The sequence below is a fragment of the Cellvibrio japonicus Ueda107 genome, from assembly GCF_000019225.1.
GTDB lineage: Bacteria > Pseudomonadota > Gammaproteobacteria > Pseudomonadales > Cellvibrionaceae > Cellvibrio > Cellvibrio japonicus.
Map to the genome: position 1 here is coordinate 3564472 of NC_010995.1, position 26987 is coordinate 3591458.

A 26987-nucleotide genomic window follows, 5' to 3' on the forward strand; every position below is an offset into this window, starting at 1 on the left:
TATTAGCAACCATGATGTTTGGACAGGGTACCGCTACTCACTAACGTGCCCTGCGACTCGGCAATCACGTGTATCCCATCGATTAACTTGCAGAGATAGCTGGCACTGTTTATATCGCCGGATTCGATACTGACTTCGACGCTAATGTCATGCGCCTGCACCGGGTAATACAGGCTGGTTTCACACTCGGCAATATAGCAACGCCCAATGACGTTATGCCCCGCTTTACGCGCGGCATAATCAATCAGGAAATTGCACACACCGGCAGAGTCCAGGTATTCGACAGGTGCCTGGGAACATCGACTCAGTGCCAGGACTAAATGGCCTCTTTCGCACAACCTGATGTTGATATGAAAGAGCGAGGCCACCGGATGGGAGGCCAGGCCATCGTGGATATAGGCGATGGAGTTGTTCATCATTTATTGTGCTCCTGCGCCCTCCAGGAGCGCGTCCAACACCTGCTGGTCGAACACTGTGTTTTGCTGGCGATTAAAAATGCCCGAGCTGAAATTGTCGTTGCCGCCATTGTCCCAATAGAACGGCAGGAGCCCACGCGCCAGCGCTTGTTGGGTCACGTACTTATGGTAGTAGGCGCGCCCGGCCAAATGCAGTGTGAGTGCATCGCCCGTGAGGTTGGTGCGGCGCATGGCAGAAAACTCGCCCAGTACAACCGGAATCCCCTGGTCGACAAACTTGGTTTTCATCAGGTCGAAGAGTTGATCAATCGTTGCTTCCTCGCCCCAGGTAGGGTTGCGCTCGGTGTCGGTGGTGGAGAGGAAGCCCTCACCCCAATAATAAAACTGCTTGCCCCAGCTTTCGTCCTGGCGCATCAGCGCAAAGTTATAGGGGGTATAGAAATGCACCTCGGCCATGAGCCTGTCCGTCGCCGTATCCGCGGGCATGTGCGTCCAGAGTTCATTGGTTTTTTCAATATCGGTTACCGGTCCCTGTAGCACCAGCACACGGTAGGCATTTTTGCCACCAGTTGAGCGAACCGCATCGACAAAGGTCTGGAGATAGGAATTCAGCACGTCCATCTGCTCGGCATTTTCCGCATTGGGCTCGTTAGTGCCGGCAAAGAGCAGGTGTTCATCAAAGTCGCGCAAATGGGTAGCGATCTGCTCCCAGAAGGCTTTTTGCTTGGCGTTATTTTCATCTTTCTTAGCCGGGGTGATGTTGTTTTCCAACCAGCCGCCATCCCAGTGGATGTTGATAAGCACATAGAGCTCATTATCAATTGCCATCTGTACCACCTGCTTGACCCGGTTGAGCCACGCGGCACTTATCTCGGCGCTTTCCTGGTTGGCATATTGGTCCCAGGCCACCGGGATACGCACGGCATCAAAACCACTGTCCTTGACCAGTTTGAGCAACTCGTTGGACACCATGGGATTGCCCCAGGCGGTTTCACCGCCGATGGCCTCCATGGTATTGCCGATGTTCCACCCCAGGCGGATCTTGCCGGCAAGCTGTACAGCCGTGCTTTGCATACCGGTGCTATCGGGGGCTGCCGGGCTGGTGTTGTAACTGGGATAAAGCCCGGCTGAAGACAGGCTGCTGCTGGACGAACTGCTGGAGCTTAGGCTACTGGCGCTTGAAAGGCTGCTGGTACTTGAGGCGCTGCTGGAAAGACTCGACGTGTCGGACGACGAGGGAGTAATAATGCTGGACGAGGCGCCGCCACTGGAGCCGCCACCGGCGCTACCACAGCCTGCCAACACAACCAGGAGGCAGGAAAAGACCAGGGTATTGATTCTGTTCATGATCGATCTCGGTTTTATTGTTAGAAGCCAATTGCGGATGCAACCCTGCCCCCGGTGGGGCACCGCTGCTCCATTGCCGCGAATAAGCCTATTAAAAACAAAGACCTGGCGATAATGCTTTTCCTAAAAAGCTTATTAACTTGCAAAAAGTTGAAGTTTTTTTCGTTTAAGTTGAAGTTTTTGCCAAGCCTTCAAGGGTATTGGGGGACTAGTCATCGCTCGCAGCGGAGGTTTTATCGTAGAGGGCATTAAAGCTCTTGGGGGTACAACCGTACTCCTCCTTGAACAGTTTGTTGAAGTAGGAAACGTTTTTGTACCCCACCAGATAGGCAATTTCAGCGATGCTGACATCCTCTTTACCCGCCAGTAAGCGCGCGGCTTCGGTCAGGCGCAATTTGTTGAGGTAACCGGTAAAGGTGTAGCCCAATTCCGCCTTTAAGATATCGTTGATCCTGGTTCGGCTCACACCAATGCGGGAAACCATGGTGTCCAGGTTTAATTCTGCATTGGCATATTCGGTAGCCATAAAGCGCAAGATCGCCGCCTGCTCTTTATCGCGCTGGGGTTCTACTGACAACTGTTGGTAAGCCACCAAAGGGCGGTCCTTTTGGATCTTGCTCCTCAGATCGCTGATCAGCGCCTGGGAATGCCGACGAAAGAACCAGGCCCCATAACACCCCCATATCACCAGCAAAAATACCCCCAGGAAATACAGGTAGCGCCAATCCCTCCCCTCCAGGGCCAGCTCATTCAACTGTACGCGGGAGGCAACCTCCATGGGGCTCTGGAAACTGGAGCCGAACAGGATTTTGGGCACCTGGTCCAGTCGATAGTCAGTCATGGATAACTTGAGGTGAAACATCTCCAGCCACCATTGCGGTGTCTCAAGGCGGGTCAGATCCAACTCCACCCGGCTCCATTGCTCATCACAGGAAAAAAATGCAGAGGGTGAGCGATAGGTTAAAAAATCTTCAGGCTTGGTGACACCTTCAGCCACGGTAAAGGCGGCAAAGACGAGTACATTGGCAGGTGAACATTTGACCGAGAAAGACACATGGGTAAAGGCTGATAGATCCACCAGGGTGGGTTGCCCACGCTTGTCCTTAAACACCAGGGCAATCGAGGAAAAGGGATGCTTGGCTTGTTTCGATACGCTCAGCTCAAAATCCAGGCTATAACGGGTATCGCCGATTTTTATCGATGAAAAACCACCTTCATAAATATCCGTTTCAGGCTGTGCCTCCCACGGGAAGCGGCTGGTATCTGCCGGTAATAGCGGTATATGCAGAAAGGTGCGCTGCACGCACAGATAGCCAACCAGGATGCTCAGCAACAGCAATCCCAGCAGGCTTACAAGTGCTTTTTTATAGAAATCCAGCATGGGGTTCCTGATAACCGAAAGGCAATGACGGCTGGTTATGATAGGTAAATTGCGAGGGAGTTCAAGGTGAAGATGGAGCGCAAGCGATTCTCGGACAATTGAACATAAACGTCATTTTGCGTCAGGCTTGATAAGAGTTGTTTGAGCATCTCTGCAAAAGTCCTTGTGATTGTAGCTGGGTGATTCCCCAGCGTTAACCTTAGCCCGCTGCCGCAATTGTTGGTATTCGTCAGACAGGCACGTCTGCCCCACCCTATCCCGCCCCTGCCAAAAGATCAATTCCTCCCTTAAAAAGCACAAGGCCCGCTGTTTCCAGCAGGCCTGTTCGAATGGACTCAGGAATAAGGTCACTCAATCAGCGAGGGTTTGCCAAACACCGGCATGCCCTGGTCATCCCAGCGCAAGGGTTTCACAAAGGTGTGGCGATCCGGGTTCCACAGGGGGTCGCCTTCAATTTCGGTGTAGGTGCGGGCGTGGTACACCAGCATCACGGTATCGCCATCCTCTGCGTAGGTGAAGCTGTTATGGCCGGGGCCGAAGATCTTATTGGGGATATCAGAGCAGAGTACCGGCTCGCGCGCTTTGGTCCAGTTGGCCGGGTTGAGCAGGTCGGCATTATCGTCGATCCACAGCAAGCCCATGGCATAGTTTTCGTCGGTGGCACTGGCCGAATAACTCAGGAAAATCCTGCCGTTGCGTTTGACAATACTCGGCCCTTCATTCACCCAAAAGCCGCGGATTTCCCACTCGAACTCCGGTTTGGTGAGCATGACCGGTTCGCCCCCGAGCTGCCAGGGCGTTTCCATGGGGGCAATATAAATATTGGAGTTGCCTTCGATAGCCACATCTTTTTGTGCCCACACATAGTAGAGGACGCCCTTGTGCTCAAAGGTGGTGGCATCCAGGCAGAAGGTGTCTATGCCACTATCGACCTGTCCCATAAATTCCCAGGTACCTTCAAGCGGGTTCGCATGGCAATTGCGGATGCAATACATGCGGTGCTGGAACAGGTTGTATTTGATCTCGCGGCTGGGTGCGGCGGCAAAATAAATGTACCAGGCGGATTCGCCGGTTTGCGGATCCTTATTGAAGTGAATTTCCGGTGCCCATACCAATTCGCTGTAGGGGCCGGTATCCGGCTTGCGCCAGGCATCCACCGTTTGTGCATCCACCAGTCCGTCAATGGTTTTGGCACGGCGCAGTTCGATACGGTCGTATAGGGGTACCGAGGCGGTGAAGTAGTAGTAGCCATCGCTGTGCTTGTAAATACAGGGATCAGCACGCTGTAAAATCAGTGGTTTTAATAATTCAGCCACAATTATTTCTCCATCAAAAATTGACTAATGGTCAATGCGTTTTTCATCAACCATCGTGCGATAGAAATTATCGGTAATACGGTATTTGAACATGACAAAACCCAACAGGGCATGGAAGGCACCAGGGATGATCGTGAGCATCAAGGCAATGCCGGTCAGGGTAAATTCACTTTGGGCTTGCCCGGCCTGGTAATCGAAATACGTGAGCAGCAGGCCGGTGACAAAACCGGCCAGGCCGGCACCGGCTTTTTGGCAGAAAGAAATCCCGCCAAACGCCAACCCGGAAACACGCTTGCCATTTTTTACATGGCCATAATCAACCGCCTCGGCAATGGCAGACCAGAAAATAGGTGCGTGCAAGTCCACAACGAATGACAGCAGTATGTAGAGCACAAAGGCAAACCAGATATCACCCGGTTCAACCACCACGAACATCAGCACACTGATCAGCCCCACCGCAATCTGCGACCAGCGGAATAGTTTTACTTTGCAGTAGCGTTTGGTGACCCAGGTAGAGACCACCATCGACACAATCGATGCGGCGATCCCGGCGCTGGTAAATTTGGCAGCCATGGATTCCGTACCGCCGAGGTAGTAGATAGCATAGTAAAACGCCACACTGCCACGCAGGGCATAACCCAGGGTGCCGAGTACGCAGACAGCGCACAACAACAGCCATTGGTCGTTTCTCATGAGCAAACTGAATTGCTCACTGAGCGGCTGCTTATCAACCTGGTGTTCCACCCGTTCACGGGTCGAGAAAAAACAAAAGAGCAAAAGGCCCACACCCACCAGCGACATAAATCCCATCGCCAGCTGATACCCCTTGGCCGAATCCCCACCGCCCCAGTAAGCGGCAAGATCAGGTACCGAGGCCACAATCACCACATTGGCAATCTTGGCGAAGAACATGCGGTAGCCATTGGCCGATAAGCGCTCTTGCGGATCGGAGGTGAGTACACCGATATAGGAAATATAGGGAATGGCCACACCGGTAAACATCAGCGTGGCGAACAAATAAGTGACATAGGCCCACACCAGTTTGGCGTTGTAGCTGAAATCCGGGGTGGTAAATAACAGGAATACCGAGAAGCCATAGGGAATGGCAAGGTACAGGAAATAGGGGCGGAAACGGCCGTAACGGGTTTTGTATTTATCGGTCAGCAAGCCCATCAGGGGATCGCTGAGCGCATCGATAAAACGCGCGACCAAAAACAGCGTGCCCACATGCGCGGGCTTGAGCCCGAAAATATCCGTATAGAAATACTGCATGAAATAAAACATGGCAGCAATCATGACATTGACCGCCATATCGCCCGCACCGAATCCCACCTTTTCGGTGACCGATAACTTTTGTACCTGCATTATTATTCTTGACCTCGTCTTGGTTAAAAAAAGCGGCCTGTCACAGCCGCTTTTTTAAGGAGCCTGCCAACGCCACCAAGGTGATGGCCAGGACAGGCTGCCAATCTCTCACCGCTCGCAATGACGGTTGTTGTTGTCGATTACAGGAAGTAATCGTTCACCACCTGATGCACTTCCAGCACGTCCACACCGGCCATCCCGGCACTGGCGGCTGCCTGCAACCCCAGTTTGGAATCCTCAAACACCACACACTTTTCCGGCGCTATGCCAAGCAGTTGGGCACAGCGCAAAAAGGTATCCGGTGCGGGCTTGGGGTTGGCAACCTGATCGGCACCGACCACATGCTGCACCAGGTGATCCAGACCACAGAGTCTTAAAATCGTCTCCGCTTCCTGGGTGTAAGCCCCGGTACCCACTGCCATCGGTTTTTGGCCATGGTAGTGGCGGGCAATATCCGCCAATGCCGTAGGCTTTACAAACCGGTGCATGTTTCCATGTACCCACTGCTCTTTAAAATCGTTCATGTCATCCAGGCTGGCATCCACCTGCAGATCGAATTTTTCCAGCAGTATTTCAATCGTGCCCTTGGTTGGCACGCCGGCCAATGAACGCATCAGCGGGCGATCAATCGGGATAGCATATTTTTCCAGTGTGGCCGTCCAGGCATGTTCATGCAGTTGGCCGCTATCCACCAGGGTGCCATCCATATCAAAAATCAGGGCGTCGTAATGGTCGTACATCTTGGGCTCTCGCAATTACCTATCAGAACAGCGATTAGAGCACAAAATGGATTAAACACCATCCTTCAAATGGTAATAGGCCGCGTTATGGCGCAATTCGGTTTTGAAGCTGCGCACCGTGGTATCCGCACCGATAACGACTGCTTCGATACCCGCCATTTCAGCATAATCCACAGCCTCATCTACCGTAATGCCCTGCGTATAGGCACTGTGGTGTGCGCCACCGGCGTGAATCCAGGCAGAAGCCGCGATTTCCAGGTTGGGGCGAGGCTCCCACAGTGCTTTGGCTACTGGCAATTGGGGTAATTCCTGGGGTGGATTTACGGTATCCACCTCGTTGATGATCATGCGGAAACGGGTGCCCATGTCGATCACTGAAATACACAGTGCAGGGCCAGTCTTGCCAGTGAAAATCAACCGGGCAATATCGTTGCGGCAACCAATGGTGTGCAGGTGTACTTCCAGTTTGGGCTTTGCAGCCGCAATGGATGGACAGACTTCCAGCATGTGTGCCCCCAGTACCTGATCCACTGCACCAAAGTGATAGGTGTAATCTTCCATAAAGGAGGAACCGCCCTCGCGCCCCTTGGACATCACCTTGGCGATACGCACCATGGCGGCCGTTTTCCAATCGCCCTCACCACCGTAACCGAAACCCTGTTGCATTAAACGCTGGGTTGCCAGGCCCGGCAGGTTGGTTAAACCGGTCAGGTTTTCAAAGCAGTTGGTAAATGCGCCGAAGCCGCCGTCTGTTAAAAATTTGAGCATACCCAATTCGAGGCGCGCTTCGTTCTTGAGCATTTGGAATTGATGCTCATCATCGAAAATAGCGGGCGACACCTCGTAATCTTTTTTGTAGGTTTCAATCTGTGCAGCCACCTGCTCGTCGGTGACCGCATCCACCACTTTTTGCAAGTCACCCAAACCATAGGCGTGGACTTCATAACCAAACTGGATTTGTGCCGATACCTTATCGCCCTCGGTCACCGCAACCTGACGCATGTTGTCGCCAAAGCGGGCAATCTTCAGGTTTTGGCTTTCGTACCAGCCCATGGCCACGCGGCACCAGGAGTCGATTTGCTGCTGTACCGACGCTGTCGCCCAGTGGCCGACAACGACTTTGCGATCCTGGCGCAAGCGCGTGCTGATATGGCCAAACTCGCGGTCGCCGTGTGCACTTTGGTTGAGGTTCATAAAGTGCATGTTGATATCGCTGAAGGGCAACTCGGCATTGAATTGCGTGTGCAGGTGCATGTAAGGCTTATTCAGTGCACGCAGGCCGCCGATCCACATCTTGGCCGGTGAAAAGGTATGCATCCACAGGATCAGTCCCACGCAATTGGGATTGCTGTTGGCGGCCTGGGCAACGGCCAGGATTTCACCTGGAGACTTTACCGTCTCCTGGGCGACCACTTTAATGGAAACCAGGCTGGACTCTGTCAGGCCTGCTGCAATTTTCTGGCTATTCTCGGCGACTTGCTTAAGCACGCCGGGACCGTACAAATGCTGGGAGCCGGTGACTAACCAGACTTCTTTATCGCCGTACACTTTCATGGAAATTTCCTCGAAAAATCAGATTTTGTTTTGCCCGTAGTAGGCGTTCTTCCCGTGCTTGCGCAAATAATGTTTATCGACAATGCCCTGTTTCAGCGGCGCTGTTGTTTGTTGTAATGTTTTGGTGAGGTATGCCATACGCGCGATCTCTTCCAGGATCACCGCGTGATACACCGCATCGGCGGCATTTTTGCCCCAGGTAAAGGGAGCATGGCCGGCGACGATGACCATGGGCACCTCGGCAGGATTACGCAGCGTAAAACAGTCGGTAATTTGCACACCGGTTTCCTCTTCGTAATCGCGCTCGATTTGTTCATCGCTCATCACGGCCGTACAGGGAATTTCGCCATAGGCATAATCCGCATGGGTGGTGCCATAGCAGGGAATCGCCTGCTGGGTTTGTGCCCAGGCCGTGGCATAGGTGGAATGGGTGTGGGTAACACCGCCAATCGAATCGAAATGACGATACAAATGGGTGTGGGTTTTGGTATCGGATGATGGGCGCAACCTGCCTTCAACGACGTTGTTTTCCAGGTCAACGATGACCATGTCTTCCGGCTTCATGGCCTCATAGGCCACACCGCTGGGCTTGATGGCAATGACGCCCTTGTTGCGGTCGATCTGCGATACATTGCCCCAGGTATACACCACCAGGTTGCGGCGCTGTAATTCCATATTGGCTTCATAGACTTCGCGCTGTAATTCAAGGTAACTCATTGCACACCTCCGCCACTGATAAAGGTGCCGAGCGTTACATACTGGCGATACAGTCCTTCATAAGTCGCTGCGGCCTGTGCATCGGGTTGATAGGTTTTGCACACGCTGGACGCCATGACGTTTTGCGCCGCTTCCACTGTGGGATAGACACCGCCGCACACGGCGGCAAAAATCGCTGCACCCAGTGCACAACTCTGTTCGCTCTCCAGTACTTCGATCGGGCAATTCCAGACATCGGCACAGGTTTGCATCACGAAATCGGATTTTTTGGAGATGCCGCCGATAGCGACAACCGACTGGATGGCCACGCCTTCTTCTTTAAAACGTTCGATAATCGCGCGCGCGCCAAACGCGGTTGCTTCAACCAGGGCGCGAAATACATGCGGAGCCTGGCTGCCCATTTTTAAACCGGCAATGGCCATCGCCAGGGTTTGGTCGGCATCGGGCGTGCGACGACCATTGACCCAATCCAGGGCGGTGATACCGGCTTCGCCGATAGGCAATTCACTCGCCGCTTTACTGAGGGCAACCAGGGTGTTGTTTTCAATTTCTTCGACCAGTTGCTGTTTGGTTTTTTCATCCACCAGGGACGATGCACCTAACACCTGTGCGACAGGCCAGGTAATCAGATTGCGGAACCAGGCATAGAGATCGCCAAAGGCCGACTGCCCGGCTTCCAGGCCAACAAAGCCCGGTGTCACCGAACCATCCACCTGGCCGCAAATACCGCGGATACAGGTATCGCCAATATCCTGATAGCTGGCCACGGTAATATCGCAGGTCGAGGTGCCCATGATTTTGGTCAGCACACCGGGTTTGACATTGGCCGCGACGGCGCCCATGTGGCAATCGAATGCGCTAAAGCCAACGGCAATGCCCGCCGGCAAACCCAGTCGATCTGCCCATTCGGCTGTTAAGGGTCCGCAGACTTGGTCGGAGGTAAACGTTTCTGCCGGCAGGCGATCGCGCAAGCCATCCAGCAGTGGATCGATACCGGCAAAAAAGGCATTGGGTGGATAACCGCCCCAGCTCGCATGCCACATCAATTTGTGGCCGGTAGCGCAACGCCCCATACGCAATTTGCCCGGGTGTGTGGTATCGGTCAGTACGGCGGACATCCAGTCGGCATGTTCCACCCATAAATAGGCCGCTTCAGCAACAGCAGCGTCTTCACGCAGTACATGCAGGGCTTTGGCCCAGTACCATTCGGAGGAATAAATCCCGCCTTCGTATTTCAAGTAATTGGTGCTGGCGGCGTTGGCCGCCGCGGTAATTTCCCGGGCCTCCTTCACCGCCGTGTGATCTTTCCAGAGCACAAACATGGCGTTGGGGTTTTCGGCAAACTCGGGCTTCAATGCAAGGGCAATACCCTCTTTATCAACGGCGACCGGTGTTGAACCGGTGGTGTCAAAACTAATACCGGCTACCCGGGTTGCTGCCCCGGCAGGCGCACGCTCCCAAAGGCCGCGCACCACCTGCTCCAAGCTTTCGAGGTAATCCAGCGGATGCTGGCGGAATTGATCTTTGGCCGGTACGCAATACAGGCCCTGTTTCCAGCGCGGGTAATACACCACATGGCTGGCCACTTCGCGGCCGCTGAGCGCGTCCACCAGGAGCGCCCTGACCGAATCGGAACCATAGTCCAAGCCCAAGGCATAAGACGTCATAACATCACCCACTTTTTATACTATTGCCTCATCAGAGGATATTAATATTGTATGACAATATTATTGGAGTAAAGCCCAGCGCTGTCAATCGGTTTCAGCACCGGGCCCAGGGCTTACTTGGCGGCTTTTTTAACCCGCTCAGGGGATTTATTGGGTGCAACCCCTTCTGTGGTCATCACAATGCGCTTGATGGTGCCATCCGGGTTGTAGAACAGCTCATCGATACTGACCGAACGACGGTATTGGCCGCCATCGGGGCGGCCGGCGCCGGTGTGGTAGATAAAGTAGTGCTTGTTATTGAATTCGATAATGGCCTGGTGGTTAGTGGGCGTATTGCCCGCCACTTCATTCAGGATGCCCTTATAGACCCAGGGCCCCTTGATGCTTTTGCCCATGGCATAGCCGATCTTCTCGGGGAAGCCCATGGCATAGGACAGGTAATAATTGTCCTGGTATTTATGTACCCAGATCGCCTCGGTAAATTCGGGCAGCCCTTCGATCGCCCGGATGGGGCCGTCCAGCTCCACCATATTTTTCTTCAGCTTGGCGTAGCGTGGCCTGGTATTTCCCCAGAACAGGTAGGCCTGGCCATCGTCATCAATAAATACCGAAGGATCTATATCGTCCCAATCGATAGGGGTATCCGTGGTCATATCGTTGGTAATCAACGCCTTGCCCAGTGCATCTTTAAACGGGCCGATGGGGCTGTCGCCCACGGCCACACCAATGGCAAAACCCGGCTTGGTGTCGTCGTGCCTGACGGTCACATACCAGTAAAACTTGCCATTGCGCTCAATCACCTGGCTGGCCCAGGCATCGCCCTTGGCCCAGGTGAAATCCTTGGCGCGCAACCCGGGGCCGTGGGCTTCCCAGTTGGCCATGTCATCCGAGGAATACACCAGCCATTCGTTCATCACAAAAAACGTGGTGTTATCCGGCGCCTCATCGCGGCCGGCGTAGAGATAGACCCTGCCCTTGTGTACCAGGGCCGCCGGATCGGCGGTAAACACATCCGTAAAGATGGGGTTTTCAGCCTGGACCAGGGCACTGCCAGTACCCAGCAACAGGGCACACAAGCGGTGCAACCATAGGCGACGGGAATTCAGGGAGGTTGTCATGTTATTTCCTCTTGTGGGCTCTCTTATTAGGGTCATTATTGATGCAAGCGCAACCATCCATTGGGCTTGATTTATATTGATATTATAATACAATTAAAATCACAACAACCTAAAATAGCGTTTTTGCATGAATTTACCCACGGAGCCCAAGTAAATATCAGTCAAGATTAGCCAGATCCATTGTGGGCTTTAAAAACGACTCTTATATTGTATGACTTTATAAATAACCATAAGACACCTTTACCTTCCCCGGTGACGATCCAAACTCCCAACAACCATGGGGTATAGGTACAAGCAAACACACTATGTGCCTGTCTTGTCTATTCCAACGAACGAATAACACAGTGAATAAAACGAGGAATCACCATGAAAAGCCTATTCAAAACCCTGGCCCTCGCCACGGCCATTGGCCTGAGTGCGACAACACAGGCCCTGACGGTCGGATTTGCCCAGGTAGGATCAGAATCGGGCTGGCGTACCAGCTTTTCAGAGTCGGTTAAAGCCGAGGCCGACAAACGCGGTATCACCCTGAAATTTTCCGATGCCCAGCAAAAACAGGAAAACCAGATTAAAGCCGTGCGCAGTTTTATCGCCCAGCGAGTAGATGCCATCTTAATTGCACCCGTAGTGGAAACCGGCTGGCAACCTGTGCTGGTGGAAGCCAAGCGCGCACGCATTCCTGTGGTCATCCTGGATCGCAATGTGGCAGTGAGCGATCACTCCTTGTACCTCACACGCATAGCGCCGGATTTTGAAGTAGAAGGACAACGTGCTGCCAACTGGCTGACCGAAAAAACCCAGGGCAAGTGCAATATCCTCGAACTGCAAGGCACAGTGGGTTCCAGTGCCGCCCTGGGGCGTATGAAAGGCTTCAATGAAACCATCGCCCACTTCCCCGACACCAAGATTGTGCGCAGCCAAACAGCCGAATTTACCCGCGCCAAGGGCAAAGAGGTAATGGAAACTATGCTCAAGGCCGAAGGCGGTGGCAAGAGTATCTGCGCGATATGGGCACATAACGATGAGATGGCCTTGGGGGCTATCCAGGCGGTAAAGGAAGCCGGCCTGCAACCCGGCAAGGATATTTTGGTTGTTTCTGTTGATGCGGTAGATGATGCGCTGAAAGCCATTGTCGCCGGTGAGATTAATGTGTCCGTTGAATTAAGCCCGCACCTGGGTGGCCCGGCGTTTGATGTGATTAACGAATACCGCGCGGGCAAAAAAGAGTTTGATAAATGGATTCGCATGGGCGGCGCGGTGTTTACCCAGGAGAACGCAGCGCAAGAATTGGCAAAGCGAGCCAGTAAGTAGCTCGTGTGGATGTTGAGCAATCGGTGTGTGTGACACGCTGATTGCTCAACATCCTGAAAGATTGTGCCAAATATCCACTCGATTGTGAGTTTGTCGGGAAGTCATAACAACCATGAACAACAAACCTGTACTGGAACTGCGGGGAATCCACAAAATATTCCCCGGTGTCCACGCCTTAAAAGGTGTGGACTTCACCCTGCGCGCGGGCGAAATACACGCCCTGCTCGGCGAAAACGGCGCGGGCAAATCCACGCTGATCAAAGTCATGACCGGTGTATACCAGCGCGATGGTGGCGATATTGTATTAGAGGGCCAGGCGATTCACCCCAATAACACGGGAGACGCCCAGGTATTGGGTATTAGCACGGTGTATCAGGAAGTGAACCTGCTGCCCAACCTGACCGTGGCACAAAACCTGTACCTGGGGCGCGAGCCGCGCCGCTTGGGCTTGATCCACTGGCAACAGGTCAACCGCGATGCGGCGGCCTTGCTCAAGGGTTATGACCTGGACATAGACGTCACCCAACCCCTATCCAGTTATTCCATTGCCGTGCAGCAACTGATTGCCATTGCACGCGGTGTCTCCATGTCCGCCAAGGTGTTAATCCTCGACGAGCCAACGGCCAGCCTCGACGCCGATGAAGTGCAATCTCTGTTCCGCATCATGCGCGATTTAAAAGCGCGCGGTATCGGCATTGTGTTTGTTACCCACTTCCTCGACCAGGTGTATGCCGTGTGTGATCGCATCACTATTTTGCGCAGCGCGGAACGGGTCGGTGAATTCGAGGCGGCAAGCCTGTCGCGCGCGGAATTGATCGGCCATATGCTCGGTAAAGAATTGGCGGCACTGGGTGAACACAGACCGCAACAAACCCAGGGTGGAGGCGAAGCTTTATTAACCGCCACGGCACTCAGCCACAACACCAACATGGCGCCGATGGATGTACAGGTGCGCAAGGGCGAAGTGGTTGGCCTGGCAGGGCTTTTAGGCTCGGGCCGCACCGAACTCTGTCGCCTGCTGTTTGCGATTGATAAAAAACACGGCGGCACTATCCGGTTTAACGGTGCAGACGTTCACTTTCGCTCGCCGCGCGATGCGATGATTGCCGGCATGGGCCTGTGCCCCGAAGACCGCAAACACGACGGGATCCTCGGCCCACTTTCCATTCGCGAAAATATGATCCTCGCCCGCCAGATCAAACAGGGCTGGTGGAAATACATAGGTCGCAAAGAGCAGGAAGCCATCGCCAACCAATACGTTAAGGAATTGAATATTGCCACCTCGGATATTGAAAAACCCATCGAACAACTCAGCGGCGGCAACCAGCAAAAAGTGATCCTCGCCCGCTGGCTTGCAGCCAATCCATCGCTGTTGATCCTCGATGAACCGACACGCGGCATCGACATAGGCGCACACGCGGAAATTATCCGCCTGATTCGCACGCTTTGCGATCAGGGCCTGGCCCTGGTGGTCGCCTCCTCCGAACTGGAAGAGCTGGTGGCCTTCAGCAATAAAGTAGTGGTATTGCGCGACCGTAAAAAAGTCGCGCAACTGGACGCCGATGACATTAACCCGCAACGCATTATGCAAGCCATTGCATCGGCCTGAGTGACGAGGAATTTATGACATCCCATCAAAACCTGCGCCGCTATCTCTGGCCCTGTGTCGGATTGCTGGTGCTGATTGCGATCAATGCCCTGATCGCGCCGGAATTTTTTCACCTGGAATTTAAAGACGGACGGCTCTACGGCAGCCTGATCGATGTACTCAATCGCGCGGCACCGGTCGCCTTACTGGCCATCGGTATGTCACTGGTGATTGCCACCGGTGGTGTGGACTTATCGGTCGGCTCCATCATGGCGATTGCCGGTGCGGTCAGTGCCTATTGCCTCACCCAGGGCAGCAGCAACCTGGCGTTTATTATCGGCGCTGGACTGGGCGCGGGGCTGGTTGCCGGAATCATCAACGGTTTCCTGGTCGGTTACATGAGTATCCAGCCGATTGTGGCCACATTAATTCTCATGGTCGCAGGACGTGGTATTGCCCAGTTGATTAACGAAGGCCAGATAGTGACATTCGATCACGCCGGTTTTGCCTTTTTAGGCACCGGCAGTTTCCTCGGATTGCCCTTCCCCATTGTGCTGGTCATCATCACTTTTGCGCTTGTGCAATTACTCACTCGCCGCACCGCATTGGGTTTGTATATCGAAGCCGTAGGTGCGAATCCGTCTGCCAGCCATTACATGGGTTTGAATGCAAAGGCGATCAAACTGAGTGTGTATTGTGTCGCCGCACTGTGTGCGGCCCTGGCGGGGATGATTGCCGCCGCCGACATCAAAGGTTCCGATGCCAACAACGCCGGGTTATGGCTGGAGCTGGATGCGATTCTCGCCGTGGTGATCGGCGGCGCTTCACTGATGGGCGGTCGCTTTTCACTGGCACTGGCGATTATCGGTGCACTGATTATCCAGACCCTGACCGTAACGATTATCCTCAGCGGTATTCCGCCCAAGTACAACCTGCTGATCAAAGCTGTTGCCATTATCCTGGTACTGCTGTTGCAATCGCCCCGCTTCCAGCAACAACTCAGCCACTTCAAATTACGCAAGCGATCATCCCAGGGAGCCAGTCGTGCTTAATCGTAAATTTATTCCACTGATCGTTACCTGCTGCCTGTTCTTTTTATTGTTTGGCATAGGCTCCGTACAATTTGAAGGCTTCGGCAGTGCGCGGGTCTTTTTCAATCTGCTCAGCGATAATGCCTTTTTAATTATCGCCGCGGTGGGCATGACGTTTGTGATCCTGTCCGGTGGTATTGACCTGTCTGTCGGCGCCGTGATTGCCCTGACCGGTGTGGTATGCAGTGTACTGATCAGCCAATACCAATGGCATCCGCTGCTGGCATTTCCGGTGGTATTGGTGGGCGGCACCCTGTTTGGCGCGGCTATGGGTGCCATCATCCATTACTACAGGATGCAACCGTTTATCGTCACTCTCGCTGGCATGTTTTTCGCGCGCGGCCTGGCCAGTGTCATCAGCGAAGAATCCATTCCCATTGATCACACCTTCTATAACGACTTTTCGGCATTCGGGTTTGAAGTATTCGATGGTGCCTGGATCGGCAGCTCAACGATCATCTGCCTGCTGGTACTGTTGATCGCCATCGTCATTGCCCACTACACGCGCTTTGGCGGCCGTGTTTACGCACTGGGCGGCGATGCCAACTCAGCCGCGCTGATGGGGATTCCGCTGGCACAAACCACTATCGCTATTTATGCCATCAGCAGCCTGCTCGCCACCCTCGCCGGCATTATTTATTCCTTCTACACCTTTTCCGGCTACTCCCTGGCCGCCGTAGGTGTGGAACTGGATGCAATTGCAGCGGTAGTCATTGGCGGAACCCTGCTGACCGGTGGTTACGGCTACCTGTTCGGCACCCTGATCGGGGTATTGATTATGGGTGTGGTGCAAACCTACATTTCCTTCGACGGTACCCTCAGCAGCTGGTGGACCAAGATAGTGATTGGTTTACTGTTATTTTGTTTTATCGCGCTGCAACAATTGCTGGTCAAAACCAGGAACCCTTAACGCCTCCAGGGCGGCATTCGCCGCCCTTCTATCGCCAAAGTGAAACTGCACTACACTAATCTTGACGATTCAGTTTTGTACCCCTGTAAATGACAGGGGTAGAATCCTGTAAGACCACTACATTGGCTGTAGAGAGCGGCCCTTGAATACTGCCCTTAAGAAAGCACACTGGCTTATCCTGCTGTTGACATTGGTGACTCCCCTATGGGCAGGTGCCGGGCAAACTATTGTCGCCGCCGTCGATGAAGACATTATTCAGGATTACCAACTGTTTGTCGGAACGCGCGATCCCTTAAAGATCACGCACTTCGCCGGCCCGGGTGCGCGCCGGGACGTGGTGGAACTGGTGCTGCTGCAACAGGCATTGCATTTGGGTGGCTACCAGGGAAGTGTCACACTGCGCCCGGAAAACAGTTACCTGCGCATTTTAAAATTGGTTAATGATGGCCAAGTGGCCATTTCCGGCGCCCCCAAATGGCTTGAGGATATGCAACCCTACGAGGACCAGATTTACATTAGCAGTGCAATCGTCCATGAAGGCGATTTTATCGTTGGCATCTATACCCGCCCGGATAACCGCAAAGCACTCGACGCCACCAGCCTTGATAAAGTCCGTCAATTAACTGCCGCATCCAATAGCCACTGGAAAGCGGACGTCAGCACACTGAAATCCCTGGGCATAGGACGAATTTATTACTCCACCTATTGGGTGCAGATAGTGCGCATGGTAGTCGCAGGGCGAGCCGATATCACCTTAGCGCCGTTTCAAAGCACGCCGGGAATGAAAATAAAGGTCAACAACCTTGCGTTGGTCCCCATCCCCGGCATCAAAGTATCACTACCCGGAAGCCGCCACTGGCCGGTTAGCAAACAGCATCCACAAGGTGAAGCTATTTTTAATGCGCTGCAAAAAGGCATTGCCATATTGGAGGCCAATCATATTATTCGCCAGGCTTACGAAGAATGCGGCTTTTTTCATCCAGGCGTACAGGATTGGCAATTACTGAACGCCCCCCATGCATCTACCACACAACCGATAACACATTGAGAACCACCAGAACATTGCGCCCAAGCGATGTTCAGTACATTTCCCTACCGATCTGAAATGGACACATAAAAAAACAACCCCCCTGTTACGACTCGCTACAATTTGCACACTGAATATGGCTTACACTCGCCAGGCGTTATTGTTAGCCATGCCCCAAAAGCCATTAAGGATTCTGTGATGCCGGCCCGTATCGAAGCCCTGATTAACAGCCTCTACCGCAGTGAGTCGCGGCGTGTGCTGGCCAGCCTGATCCGCTTGCTCAAGGACTTTGACCTGGCGGAAGAGGCAACCCAGGAGGCATTTACCGCCGCACTGCACCAATGGCCCCATGAAGGCGTCCCCCAAAATCCGCGCGCCTGGCTGGTATCTACCGGCCGCTTTAAGGCAATTGACCAGTTGCGCCGACGCGCGCGTTTCCAGACAACCCTGGATGATGTTGTCGACGAGTTGGAAGAGGCCATTAGCGATGGCGAGGATTGGGATGAACAGCTGTTTGCCGATGACCAATTGCGGCTTATTTTCACCTGTTGCCACCCCAGCCTGGCTCCCGAAGCCCAGTTGGCCCTGACCCTGCGCGAAGTCTGCGGCCTGACCACCGAAGCCATTGCGCGCGCCTTCCTTACCACCCCCAGTACCCTGGCGCAGCGGATTGTGCGCGCCAAAGCCAAGATCCGCGATGCCAATATCCCCTACGAAATCCCTGGCCGGGAACAATTACCGGAACGATTATCGGCAGTCCTGCGGGTTATTTATCTTGTTTTTAATGAAGGCTATTCCGCCTCCTCTGGCGAGAACCTGATTCGCCACGACCTAACCCTGGAGGCCATTCGCCTGGGACGCTTATTGGTGCAACTGATGCCGGAGCCTGAAGCACAGGGGCTACTGGCACTGATGCTGATCCAGCAGGCGCGCGCCGCGGCACGGCAGGATGAACAGGGGGATTTGATTCGCCTGGAAGACCAGGATCGACGCCTGTGGAACCATGCGCAAATTGCAGAGGGCTCGGCCCTGATCCGGCAGGCGTTTAATCGGGGTGGCGCCGGTATCTACAGTGTCCAAGCCGCCATAGCGGCGGTGCATGGTGAATCACCCAGCTTTGCGCAAACCGACTGGCATGAGATTGTCGGGCTCTACGATTTGCTGCTCCGCCTGACCCCCAGCCCCATCGTAGAACTGAATCGCGCTGTCGCCGTCGCCATGCGCGATGGCCCGGCAAGTGGTTTGAGCCTGATCGAAGCGCTGGCCGAACGCGGCCACCTGAAAGATTACTACCTGTTCCACGCTGCGCGCGCTGACCTGCTCCAGCAACTGGGGCAGCTGGATGCCGCCCAACAAGCCTATCGCCTGGCCCTGGCGCTGACCGAACAGGCGGCTGAACAACGCTTCCTGCAGCGCCGCCTGACAGCGCTGGGAGCCGGATAGGTCAGACATCACGCCCGCTGTAATGGGTAATCAGGATAGCATCCAGGTCTATCCCCTCCAGGCAGCGAATATTGATGGCAGCCATGGCATTGCCTTTGGGGTCAACACCTTCCGCATAGGGGGCAACCCCGCAGACCTGGCAAAACTTATGCTTGATCACATGCCGGTTGAAGGTATAGGTTCCCACCTGTTCCCCACTGGTTGCCAGGTGAAAATGGTCGCGAGGCACAAACCATAATAAGGAGCCTTTACGCTGACAGATCGAACAGTTACAGGAGAGCGCCCCCTCCAGCGCCCCTTCAACATCGAACCGGATATTGCCACAGTGGCAGCTGCCTTGATAAACCATGGGTATTTCCTCTCGGAGTGGATGATTTAAAAAAAATGAAAAAAATTTCACCGCTATTGTCGAATAACCGGGCGTGAAATCGACTAGGGAGAGACAATCACTTCAAGGAACCATCCTTATGCAAAAAATTACGCCATTTCTCTGGTTCAATGACAGGGCGGAAGAAGCGATACATTTTTATACACGTATTTTTAGCAACTCCGCCATACTGGCCCATTACCTGAACTGATAACATCACCACAGGAGAAAGATCATGACTCATTATGTTGACGGTTTTTTACTGCCCATTGCTCCCGAGAAACTCACTGAATACCAAAAAATGGCCGACAAGGCCGGGGCGGTCTGGAAAGACCATGGCGCTATCGCCTATTGGGAGTGCGTGGGCGATGATTTTAATTGCCACGACATGACTTCCTTCCGCCAGGCCGCTGGTTGTAAGGATAACGAGACGGTGGTTATTGCCTGGATTATTTACCCATCGCGCGAAGAGCGCGACCGTATCAATGCGGCGGTGATGGCTGACCCGCGCCTGAGCGACATGTGTAATGACGACTCCATCTTCGATTACAAGCGCATGGCCTATGCCGGCTTTCGCGAGCTTGTGCGTCACGACTGACGCACAAGCCCTGCTAATACACCATTCCTTTCAACAGCTATTGGGAACCTATTGCTTATGAACACGCAAATTTTCGTCAACCTGCCGGTCAAGAACCTGGATAAATCCAAGGCATTCTTTTCACACCTGGGGTACAGCTTTAATCCGCAATTTACCGACCAAAATGCGGCGTGCATGGTAATCAGCGAACATATTTACGCCATGTTATTGACCGAGCCCTTTTTCCAGGGCTTTACCAAAAAGGCCATTGCCGATGCACACACCAGCAAAGAAGTGTTGATCTGCCTCTCGTGCGAGAGCCGCGAGGAAGTCGACACCCTGGTAAAAAAAGCCCTTGAGGCCGGTGGCGGTAACCCCATAGAGCCGCAAGACCATGGGTTTATGTACTATCACGGTTTTGAAGACCTGGATGGGCACCATTGGGAAGTCATGTACATGGACCCCAATCACGTCCAGCAATAAATACCCACCAGCCTATTCAGCCGAGGAAGTTATGAAATACCTGTGCCTTGTTTATTACGATGAAAAGATTATCAACGCCATGACCGCCGATGAGTGGCAGTCACTCAATCGCGAGTGTGTCGCCTGTGTGGAGTCCTTGCGCAACAGCGGCCATATGGTTGGCGGCAATGCCTTGCACTCGATCACCACCGCCACCAGCCTGCGAGTGCGCGATGGCAAACCCATGATTACCGATGGCCCGTTTGCCGAAACCAAAGAACAGTTGGCCGGATTCTATTTACTGGATGCACGCGACCTCAACGAGGCCCTGCAATTGGCCAGCAAAATTCCACCTGCGCGCCTGGGTACCATCGAGGTTCGACCGGTGCGCGAACTGGACCCCGAAAAAGATGAGCGATTCGAACAACAATTTGCATAGCACACAACAAACCTATATCCCTGAACCACGTATTGAGCGCAGTGGGCCATTACTGATCGCAGGTCTGTGCCAGCCCCTGGACAGCGAGGCATTCACACGTATACCGCAACTCTGGCAAGACTTTACCAGCCAGTGGAACCAACTGGCCCAGCGCGTGGGCGAAGTCAATTACGGGCTGTGCATGCGCGCCGATGCCGGTGCTATTCACTATCTTGCGGGCTGTACGCTATGGGATTTCGACAACTTACCCGCAGCCCTCAGCCGTTTTGTAATTCCCTTGCAAGACTATGCGGTATTTCACCACGAGGGACATGTATCCACTATTCGCCACACAATAGATGCTATTTTTGATCGCTGGCTACCCCAAGCCAGGTTCCAATTGGCAACACAACAGTCACTGCACTTTTTTGAGCGCTATGGCGAAGCCTTTGATCCTGTTACCGGTGAGGGCGATATCGAAATCTGGGTTCCGGTGCTGGAAAAAACCTGAGCCATAAACAAAAAAGCGCTCCATCCGGAGCGCCTTTTTACAACGGACACCACCACCGCTATGACTTACGCGCTGGCTCCAGCGACCCTGGAAAATCTGCATTCAGGGAAACGATACGGGTCTTGCTGATCTTGTGACGGTAGATTTCACGCAGGTACTTGATCGCCTTTTTGACACTGGTGCGCGATAAGCGGATATCGTTGATGGAGCAGAATTTTTCCGGATCGTTAATCAACTCGCGATATTTCTTCTCATACATGGGCTTGATGGCATACCAGTTGGTATCCAGGATCTTGGCCGGGTTTTCGTATTCATTCAGCATTTCGTCCACGAACGCCTCATCGAATTGATCGGCACTGATAAATTCCAGCATCGCCTTATCCAGCTGTTCATCAAAGCGGTAATCACTTTTGGCAAAGCAGCGTTTGATAAAGGCCACAATCAAGGTGAGGAAGTCGTCGCTAAGGCAAGGGCTTTTCACAATCAGGGTGGTCAGGGAGATATTGGCCGAGGCACCTATCACCAGGGCATAACGCTTGAGGGTTGTGTTGGGAAAGAGCGCATTCAGGTGCGATTTCAGTTTGTTCAAATCCATGTAAGAGAGCTTGTAATCCTTGGGCAGGGAGACAATCGACACAATGGATGAACAGTTTTTAAAGAAATGCAGCTGTTTTAATTCTTCCGGATCGTAGCTGTTCTGCAGGTAGCGCCCCAGCGCCGCCCGATAGCGATCGGACTCTATAGGCAGGAGGCTAATTCCCTCGATCGCCTGGGTAACCTTGTTGAAGTGTGGCAAATCAATAGAGCGATAGAACAGATCATCAATATTCAGCTCACTGGATTTTTTATCCTGTGGGCGCGACTTCTCACTGTTCTGGGGCAATGCCGGAATCACCGATTCCGCATAGGCCACGGCCACAGGTCCGGCCAGGCTCATAAACAAATCATTGGCATCCAGGCGAATAGTTTCACCAATATCGATACCGGCGCGGCGGAAATAGTTTTCGTCGTAATCGGTGGTGACTGCCTGGGCGGTGAGGATATTGAAAATCTGCTGGGAGATATACTGGTTGGCATATTTCTCCATCGCATTGACATCGATGTGCGGGATATTGCCCTCATCAGTCGCCTCGGCATAGCGCATGATGTCGTTGGAAATTAACATCATGGCATTCCAGGGGCGAATGCGGTGCATCACACTGGCATCGCTGCTGTCTTCATTGTCAAAGTTATAGGAGAAATCCCACTCCTCCGACAAATACTTGCACAGCAGGCGCCCGGCATTGATATGCAGGGCCTCCGACATTTCCACGCCGTGATCGGAAATATTCGGCAATATGCAAATACCGCTGGTGAAGATCGGCTCAAAGACAAACGAGTGGCCGTGGTTGGCAGAATTGTCGTTGAGTGATTTGGTTTCGAAGGTTTTACTCATGTAGGCATATTGCTGGGCCAGGCCAAACTCACTGGCCATCCCCGAGCCGGTACCGCCACCGGCGCTGAAAATATAGAAATACAAGCGCGACTGGTTAGCTTTAATACCGCAGGAGTCAATCAAATAGGAGTGCACAAATTTCCAGTCCGGATTGGAAAAGCGCTGGGTATCCTTGTTGAGGATAATCTTGGCCAGGTACTGGCCGAGGATAGGCGCATTACCGGAGCCCCCGGCATGGACTTCGGACAAGTCCATGATTTTCATCTTGGTGTAATCCTTGAGGAAATTGGAGCGCTCGCCCTTGTGGGAAAAACGGATGCGTCCATCGATATCCTTGTCGAGGTCTCCCAGCATGACCAGCGGCTCAATCAAAAACACCGGCTTGAGCTGGCGACCACTTTTGATATTGAGGCTGCGCTTGATCCAGCGCATGGGGCGCTGGTCCTGCTCGCGAATCGCTTTTTCTTCGGAGAGGAATTCATTGAGGTAAAAATTGCGCGCGTTGTAAACCAGGCTGGCAACATCCAGGGCGATATTGGAACCGCAGCGCCCCAGGCCAATCAGGCACACCGAGGGAAATTGCGGCTGCTTGCGGTTGTCGCTGTCCTGATCCAGATTTAAATGGGGATACACACTGGAGCGCAGGTTATCCAGGTTAAACAGAATTTTGCCCAGGTCGCGCTCGGTGAAGTACATATAGCCAGGGCCTTCATCACTGCGCACCACCTCGGCAACAGATGGATTTTCTTCTGTAGCGTCCAGCAGGGCTACATCATCCTGCTGGCCTTCATCGAGGGTGGATGTCTGACGGGAATTTTTGCGGGTAGCCATAAACAGCATCCTCTGCATGCCTGAAGGGAATTGAAACTCCCATTAACGCTAGACAGGACTTGGCAAAAATACAAATCAGGTCACACTTTCAACCGATATTTAGAGGTTGTCAGCAGGATTTCCCATCAATCGCGGCGATTCAGCGCAGCCAGCAATACCGGATCACGTGCATAAATATCCGGCTTAAACACGACCTTGTGTTCATCGATCACATCCGCCGTCCAATAGGCCAGCAAGATAGGAACACGCCTGGCCAGGATGACATTGCGCGTATTGCCGGTGGCCAATGCCTTTTCTATGGCAGCCGCATCCCAACCGGGGGTATCGCTAAGCAGCAACTGCACCAGTTCCAGGGCCCGTTCGACGCGGATACAACCGGAGCTAAAGGCACGCTGGCTTTTTTCGAACAGGCGCTGGTGTGGCGTATCGTGCAGGTATACCGCATGGGAATTCGGGAAGCGAATGACAGCTTTACCCAATGCTGCTTTCGGCCCGGCGTCCTGGCGCAGGGTGATCGCGCCGGGTCGCTGCCAATCGATACTGGCCGGATCCAACTCCTGGCCCTGCCGATTGAGTACGCGAATCCGGTTATCGCGCAGATAACTCAAATCCCCCTTGCGCAATTTGGGCAGTATGTCTTTGCGCAGGATGGTGGGAGGGACAGTCCAGGTCGGGTTGAGGGTGATGTAATTCACCTCGGAGCGAAACAGCGGCGAGGTGCGATAAGCCATTCCCACCTGCACCCGCGAGCGCCAGATAGGCTGGCTGGCCTTGAAGTAAGTCACTTTAAAACCGGCAATATCCACCAGCACCATCTCGGGAGGAATTGAGTGGAGCAGCCAGCGCGCGCGATCGAGGTTGACACGGATTTGCTCCAAGCGTGTCTTGGCAGAAACATTCAGGGCCGCGCGGGTCGCCGGCCCAATGGCACCATCCACCTCCAGGTATTGCTCGCGCTGGAAGGTTTTAACCGCCTCCACCAAATACTCATCAAACACCTCATCCGGGTTAATCGCCGGCAAGCTCGATACGCTGGCATCGGCTGTTGATGCCGGGGAGGAAGATGCACTGGACAGCAACGCGGACTGGGCATTATCCACATCCACCTGCTCGCCCTGTTGGGACGCCGCACTGCTGGATGGGGCATAAGTTGATGAGGTGCCGGTTTTACTGGTTATTGCCGCGGGAGGTGCAGCAGCAAGGCACTTGCGCACCTGGGGCGGCAAGGAACCAGCCGCACTGTCCAGGCTGGATGACGCTGGGCGTTGATCGGCAACCGGTGGCTGGTATTCACCGCTTACCGCCAGGCGGCGACGCAGTACGGCAATGAGGGGATCAATCATGCAGGGCTTGAGGGTAGGCCCCGATTCCAGCGCAGGCCAGCCACCATCGTCCACCAGCTGCCGATAACGCAGCAATCCAGCACGTAACCCACTGTATATCCGATGCTGCGGGCGCGCCCTGGCAAAGACATCGTCTATAGCCCCACTGGTTACAACCCCGCTAGTGACTGCCGTGGCGATGGCTTGCCGCCATGGTTCGGGCCCCATCGCACTCCATGAAAATTGCCACTGGGGATGCAGCCCTTCGGCATCCACCTTACCGTTATACAAATGGAAGAGTGCGCGCAGGTACGCCGTGGTTGCTGTCAACTCGTCAGCCAGGCGCAATGGCAGTACCTCGGGCGCCATATCACCCACCAGGAAAAATCCCTGCTGCAAGCGGGTAAGCTGGTAATCCTCAGGCTCTAGGCCATCCTCCGCCAAACCGGCAATAGCCTGTATCAGTGCCTGGTATTGATCCCGGCTAACCCACACCGGGCGAAAGTTGCGCAGGGCATAAAACTCGGCAACCGCCAACGGCATATCAGCAGCGCTATTGGTTAAGGGGGAAACGACAGGTTTATCACCCACAGGGGCATCACTGGATGCACTCGCACTGGCCGGGGATGATATAGCAGCCGTTTGCTGTTGGTTATCCGGGGAAACAGTGGGTGGCAGGTAAGGAGTCAGGTGCTCTGCCAGTAATTGACTGAGCCTGATCTCATAGGCTTGCTCAGGGGAAAGGGGCACCGCTGATTGAGCCCACAAAGGCTTAATCCATAACAGCTCGACCACTACCAACAACATCAACCCGGTTTTCAGGCTCCTATACAGCGTGCCAGCGCGCATCCAGCCTCCGGACAAGTTCATCCTGCTACCCACAACCACCTCACAAACAACGAAAACACAACATGTTGGCCTTTGCCAGAGCACCAAAGCAGTGCTAGGATCGCCCTCTGCCTGTTTTTTAGGCAACCCATAAGATCGCAAAGGTTCAGCATCCGGAATCCCGGATCCACAGCAAGGCTGCCGCAACACAACCATCACCCTATCCCGCTAGTGCAAGACCAGGATAACGATATGTTCAGCAAGCCCTTTTTTGTGGCCGCCCTTTTTATGGCCCTCTGTATCCCAGGTTTAACTCCCGCCTTGGCCAGCCAGGCACACGCGCCCAAACCGGCAACCGCAAAATCCACAGCACCCTATCCCAACCTGACCAGCGCTGGCTACCCTGACCTGCTCCAACGCATGGCGCGCGCTGCGCCGGCCGCCAACCCCAGTGTTATCGGCCTGGCCTTAACTGCGCTGGATTGCGCCCTGTCCAATGGTATGACACCGGCACGCAACCTGACCCTGATCGACTACTCCCTGGTATCCACCAAACCGCGCCTGTGGGTGTTTGACCTGAATACCGGCAAGCTGCTCTTCCAGGAGTTGGTCGCCCACGGTAAAAATACCGGAGAGAATGTTGCACGCCACTTTTCCAATACCTATGGCAGCCTTCAATCCAGTTTAGGATTATTCCTGACAAAAGAAACCTATAACGGTGCTAATGGCTACTCACTGCGTATGGAGGGACTCGAAGCTGGCTTTAACGATAAAGCCATGGAGCGCGCCATTGTGTTTCACGGCGCCCCCTATGTGAATTACAACCACATCCGCAAGTACGGTCGCCTGGGGCGCAGCTGGGGTTGCCCCGCGGTGAACAATGGCATCGCACGCAAGGTGATCGATACCATCAAGGGCGAACAGTTTTTATTTTCCTATTATCCTGATCAACAATGGCTGAGCAGCTCCAAATTCCTTAACTGCCCGGCGCAGCAGCAAATCAGTTTGCGTACTGACTAAAAAGTCCGCAAACGATCGCCCCCAGGATAAAGGACAAATACTGTGTGCAAGGCTCAGCCTGGCCGCTCGGATTTTGAATTCTGTTGAGTATGTCCACGTCTTACGTGAGTTTTGTACCTTCGCATAGTGACTCCCTTTTGTTAGGAAAAGGTGCCACTTAATCAGGGGGAGTACACAACGGCTCTGCCACCACGTGGCCTTGCCTGCAAAACGACTGATCAAGCG

General features: G+C 53.7%; 25 protein-coding genes. 12 read left to right on the plus strand and 13 right to left on the minus strand.

Annotation, left to right across the window (positions count from 1 at the left end; translation table 11 throughout):
* Positions 1 to 2 precede the first annotated feature (2 nt).
* From CJA_RS14485 to CJA_RS14535, 10 genes are all read right to left on the minus strand, one after another.
* On the minus strand, positions 3 to 419 hold the full coding sequence (locus tag CJA_RS14485; RefSeq protein ID WP_012488588.1) for a hypothetical protein: 417 nt from the start codon (positions 417 to 419) through the stop codon (positions 3 to 5).
* Positions 420 to 1763, minus strand: coding sequence for a glycoside hydrolase family 5 protein (locus CJA_RS14490; RefSeq protein WP_238526774.1), 1344 nt, complete (start codon positions 1761 to 1763; stop codon positions 420 to 422).
* A 208-nt stretch (positions 1764 to 1971) separates the two neighbouring features.
* A complete protein-coding gene (locus CJA_RS14495; protein WP_012488590.1) occupies positions 1972 to 3144 on the minus strand; it encodes a helix-turn-helix domain-containing protein in 1173 nt (390 codons plus the stop codon).
* A gap of 347 nt (positions 3145 to 3491) precedes the next feature.
* Positions 3492 to 4460: a glycoside hydrolase family 43 protein gene (locus CJA_RS14505; protein ID WP_012488591.1), complete on the minus strand. Its 969-nt coding sequence runs from the start codon at positions 4458 to 4460 to the stop codon at positions 3492 to 3494.
* A 24-nt stretch (positions 4461 to 4484) separates the two neighbouring features.
* On the minus strand, positions 4485 to 5825 hold the full coding sequence (locus CJA_RS14510; protein ID WP_012488592.1) for an MFS transporter: 1341 nt from the start codon (positions 5823 to 5825) through the stop codon (positions 4485 to 4487).
* Positions 5826 to 5965: 140 nt separating this feature from the next.
* The gene (locus CJA_RS14515) at positions 5966 to 6565 is read right to left on the minus strand and encodes a beta-phosphoglucomutase family hydrolase (protein ID WP_012488593.1); all 600 of its coding nucleotides are present in this window, start codon (positions 6563 to 6565) and stop codon (positions 5966 to 5968) included.
* 51 nt (positions 6566 to 6616) lie between these two features.
* The gene (gene araA, locus CJA_RS14520) at positions 6617 to 8119 is read right to left on the minus strand and encodes an L-arabinose isomerase (RefSeq protein WP_012488594.1); all 1503 of its coding nucleotides are present in this window, start codon (positions 8117 to 8119) and stop codon (positions 6617 to 6619) included.
* 18 nt (positions 8120 to 8137) lie between these two features.
* Complete coding sequence (locus CJA_RS14525; RefSeq protein WP_012488595.1) at positions 8138 to 8836, minus strand: L-ribulose-5-phosphate 4-epimerase; 699 nt, start codon at positions 8834 to 8836, stop codon at positions 8138 to 8140.
* Positions 8833 to 10503, minus strand: coding sequence for a ribulokinase (locus CJA_RS14530; protein WP_012488596.1), 1671 nt, complete (start codon positions 10501 to 10503; stop codon positions 8833 to 8835). The genes CJA_RS14525 and CJA_RS14530 overlap by 4 nt, the downstream gene beginning before the upstream one ends.
* Before the next feature lie 113 nt (positions 10504 to 10616).
* Positions 10617 to 11621, minus strand: a complete 1005-nt coding sequence (locus CJA_RS14535; protein WP_012488597.1) for a glycoside hydrolase family 43 protein — start codon at positions 11619 to 11621, stop codon at positions 10617 to 10619.
* Positions 11622 to 11987: 366 nt separating this feature from the next.
* Here CJA_RS14535 and CJA_RS14540 point away from each other — a divergent pair, with 366 nt between their 5' ends.
* The 6 genes from CJA_RS14540 (at position 11988) to CJA_RS14565 (ending at position 18991) form a co-directional block, all read left to right on the plus strand.
* Complete coding sequence (locus CJA_RS14540; protein WP_012488598.1) at positions 11988 to 12932, plus strand: ABC transporter substrate-binding protein; 945 nt, start codon at positions 11988 to 11990, stop codon at positions 12930 to 12932.
* Between the two features lie 112 nt (positions 12933 to 13044).
* Positions 13045 to 14541: a sugar ABC transporter ATP-binding protein gene (locus tag CJA_RS14545; RefSeq protein WP_012488599.1), complete on the plus strand. Its 1497-nt coding sequence runs from the start codon at positions 13045 to 13047 to the stop codon at positions 14539 to 14541.
* Between the two features lie 14 nt (positions 14542 to 14555).
* Positions 14556 to 15572, plus strand: coding sequence for an ABC transporter permease (locus tag CJA_RS14550; RefSeq protein ID WP_012488600.1), 1017 nt, complete (start codon positions 14556 to 14558; stop codon positions 15570 to 15572).
* Positions 15565 to 16521, plus strand: a complete 957-nt coding sequence (gene yjfF / locus CJA_RS14555; RefSeq protein ID WP_012488601.1) for a galactofuranose ABC transporter, permease protein YjfF — start codon at positions 15565 to 15567, stop codon at positions 16519 to 16521. The genes CJA_RS14550 and yjfF overlap by 8 nt, the downstream gene beginning before the upstream one ends.
* A 142-nt stretch (positions 16522 to 16663) precedes the next feature.
* Positions 16664 to 17569, plus strand: a complete 906-nt coding sequence (locus tag CJA_RS14560; protein ID WP_012488602.1) for a hypothetical protein — start codon at positions 16664 to 16666, stop codon at positions 17567 to 17569.
* A 177-nt stretch (positions 17570 to 17746) separates the two neighbouring features.
* The gene (locus tag CJA_RS14565) at positions 17747 to 18991 is read left to right on the plus strand and encodes an RNA polymerase sigma factor (RefSeq protein ID WP_012488603.1); all 1245 of its coding nucleotides are present in this window, start codon (positions 17747 to 17749) and stop codon (positions 18989 to 18991) included.
* A gap of 1 nt (position 18992) precedes the next feature.
* On the opposite strand, the gene CJA_RS14570 is transcribed toward CJA_RS14565, so the two are convergent.
* Positions 18993 to 19340, minus strand: coding sequence for a GFA family protein (locus CJA_RS14570; RefSeq protein WP_012488604.1), 348 nt, complete (start codon positions 19338 to 19340; stop codon positions 18993 to 18995).
* A gap of 118 nt (positions 19341 to 19458) precedes the next feature.
* Here CJA_RS14570 and CJA_RS19155 point away from each other — a divergent pair, with 118 nt between their 5' ends.
* The 5 genes from CJA_RS19155 to CJA_RS14590 are packed head-to-tail and all read left to right on the plus strand — an operon-like array spanning position 19459 to position 21326.
* Positions 19459 to 19569 carry a VOC family protein gene (locus CJA_RS19155; RefSeq protein WP_083766876.1) on the plus strand — a complete coding sequence of 37 codons (111 nt, stop codon included), beginning with the start codon at positions 19459 to 19461 and terminating at the stop codon, positions 19567 to 19569.
* A 24-nt stretch (positions 19570 to 19593) separates the two neighbouring features.
* Positions 19594 to 19956 (plus strand): DUF1428 domain-containing protein, encoded by a 363-nt coding sequence (locus tag CJA_RS14575; RefSeq protein WP_012488605.1) that lies wholly within the window; start codon positions 19594 to 19596, stop codon positions 19954 to 19956.
* A gap of 57 nt (positions 19957 to 20013) precedes the next feature.
* Positions 20014 to 20418 (plus strand): VOC family protein, encoded by a 405-nt coding sequence (locus tag CJA_RS14580; RefSeq protein ID WP_041551574.1) that lies wholly within the window; start codon positions 20014 to 20016, stop codon positions 20416 to 20418.
* A 31-nt stretch (positions 20419 to 20449) separates the two neighbouring features.
* Positions 20450 to 20836, plus strand: coding sequence for a YciI family protein (locus tag CJA_RS14585; RefSeq protein ID WP_012488607.1), 387 nt, complete (start codon positions 20450 to 20452; stop codon positions 20834 to 20836).
* A complete protein-coding gene (locus CJA_RS14590; RefSeq protein ID WP_012488608.1) occupies positions 20808 to 21326 on the plus strand; it encodes a GyrI-like domain-containing protein in 519 nt (172 codons plus the stop codon). The genes CJA_RS14585 and CJA_RS14590 overlap by 29 nt, the downstream gene beginning before the upstream one ends.
* Before the next feature lie 58 nt (positions 21327 to 21384).
* Here CJA_RS14590 and CJA_RS14595 read toward each other — a convergent pair whose 3' ends face one another.
* Both CJA_RS14595 and CJA_RS14600 read right to left on the minus strand, forming a co-directional pair.
* Positions 21385 to 23592 (minus strand): hypothetical protein, encoded by a 2208-nt coding sequence (locus CJA_RS14595; protein ID WP_012488609.1) that lies wholly within the window; start codon positions 23590 to 23592, stop codon positions 21385 to 21387.
* A gap of 125 nt (positions 23593 to 23717) precedes the next feature.
* Positions 23718 to 25784, minus strand: coding sequence for a L,D-transpeptidase family protein (locus CJA_RS14600; protein ID WP_238526775.1), 2067 nt, complete (start codon positions 25782 to 25784; stop codon positions 23718 to 23720).
* 210 nt (positions 25785 to 25994) lie between these two features.
* On the opposite strand from CJA_RS14600, the gene CJA_RS14605 reads away from it, so the two are divergent.
* A complete protein-coding gene (locus tag CJA_RS14605; protein WP_012488611.1) occupies positions 25995 to 26762 on the plus strand; it encodes a murein L,D-transpeptidase catalytic domain family protein in 768 nt (255 codons plus the stop codon).
* The last annotated feature ends 225 nt before the right edge of the window (positions 26763 to 26987 follow it).

What these genes read in the sequence shown, in the direction of transcription:
- CJA_RS14485 (WP_012488588.1), bottom strand. Translation starts at nt 419, where the DNA reads ATGATGAACAACTCCATCGCCTATATCCACGATGGCCTGGCCTCCCAT.
- CJA_RS14490 (WP_238526774.1), bottom strand. Translation starts at nt 1,763, where the DNA reads ATGAACAGAATCAATACCCTGGTCTTTTCCTGCCTCCTGGTTGTGTTG.
- CJA_RS14495 (WP_012488590.1), bottom strand. Translation starts at nt 3,144, where the DNA reads ATGCTGGATTTCTATAAAAAAGCACTTGTAAGCCTGCTGGGATTGCTG.
- CJA_RS14510 (WP_012488592.1), bottom strand. Translation starts at nt 5,825, where the DNA reads ATGCAGGTACAAAAGTTATCGGTCACCGAAAAGGTGGGATTCGGTGCG.
- CJA_RS14515 (WP_012488593.1), bottom strand. Translation starts at nt 6,565, where the DNA reads ATGTACGACCATTACGACGCCCTGATTTTTGATATGGATGGCACCCTG.
- araA (WP_012488594.1), bottom strand. Translation starts at nt 8,119, where the DNA reads ATGAAAGTGTACGGCGATAAAGAAGTCTGGTTAGTCACCGGCTCCCAG.
- CJA_RS14525 (WP_012488595.1), bottom strand. Translation starts at nt 8,836, where the DNA reads ATGAGTTACCTTGAATTACAGCGCGAAGTCTATGAAGCCAATATGGAA.
- CJA_RS14530 (WP_012488596.1), bottom strand. Translation starts at nt 10,503, where the DNA reads ATGACGTCTTATGCCTTGGGCTTGGACTATGGTTCCGATTCGGTCAGG.
- CJA_RS14535 (WP_012488597.1), bottom strand. Translation starts at nt 11,621, where the DNA reads ATGACAACCTCCCTGAATTCCCGTCGCCTATGGTTGCACCGCTTGTGT.
- CJA_RS14540 (WP_012488598.1), top strand. Translation starts at nt 11,988, where the DNA reads ATGAAAAGCCTATTCAAAACCCTGGCCCTCGCCACGGCCATTGGCCTG.
- CJA_RS14545 (WP_012488599.1), top strand. Translation starts at nt 13,045, where the DNA reads ATGAACAACAAACCTGTACTGGAACTGCGGGGAATCCACAAAATATTC.
- CJA_RS14550 (WP_012488600.1), top strand. Translation starts at nt 14,556, where the DNA reads ATGACATCCCATCAAAACCTGCGCCGCTATCTCTGGCCCTGTGTCGGA.
- CJA_RS14565 (WP_012488603.1), top strand. Translation starts at nt 17,747, where the DNA reads ATGCCGGCCCGTATCGAAGCCCTGATTAACAGCCTCTACCGCAGTGAG.
- CJA_RS14570 (WP_012488604.1), bottom strand. Translation starts at nt 19,340, where the DNA reads ATGGTTTATCAAGGCAGCTGCCACTGTGGCAATATCCGGTTCGATGTT.
- CJA_RS19155 (WP_083766876.1), top strand. Translation starts at nt 19,459, where the DNA reads ATGCAAAAAATTACGCCATTTCTCTGGTTCAATGACAGGGCGGAAGAA.
- CJA_RS14575 (WP_012488605.1), top strand. Translation starts at nt 19,594, where the DNA reads ATGACTCATTATGTTGACGGTTTTTTACTGCCCATTGCTCCCGAGAAA.
- CJA_RS14580 (WP_041551574.1), top strand. Translation starts at nt 20,014, where the DNA reads ATGAACACGCAAATTTTCGTCAACCTGCCGGTCAAGAACCTGGATAAA.
- CJA_RS14585 (WP_012488607.1), top strand. Translation starts at nt 20,450, where the DNA reads ATGAAATACCTGTGCCTTGTTTATTACGATGAAAAGATTATCAACGCC.
- CJA_RS14590 (WP_012488608.1), top strand. Translation starts at nt 20,808, where the DNA reads ATGAGCGATTCGAACAACAATTTGCATAGCACACAACAAACCTATATC.
- CJA_RS14595 (WP_012488609.1), bottom strand. Translation starts at nt 23,592, where the DNA reads ATGGCTACCCGCAAAAATTCCCGTCAGACATCCACCCTCGATGAAGGC.
- CJA_RS14600 (WP_238526775.1), bottom strand. Translation starts at nt 25,784, where the DNA reads ATGAACTTGTCCGGAGGCTGGATGCGCGCTGGCACGCTGTATAGGAGC.
- CJA_RS14605 (WP_012488611.1), top strand. Translation starts at nt 25,995, where the DNA reads ATGTTCAGCAAGCCCTTTTTTGTGGCCGCCCTTTTTATGGCCCTCTGT.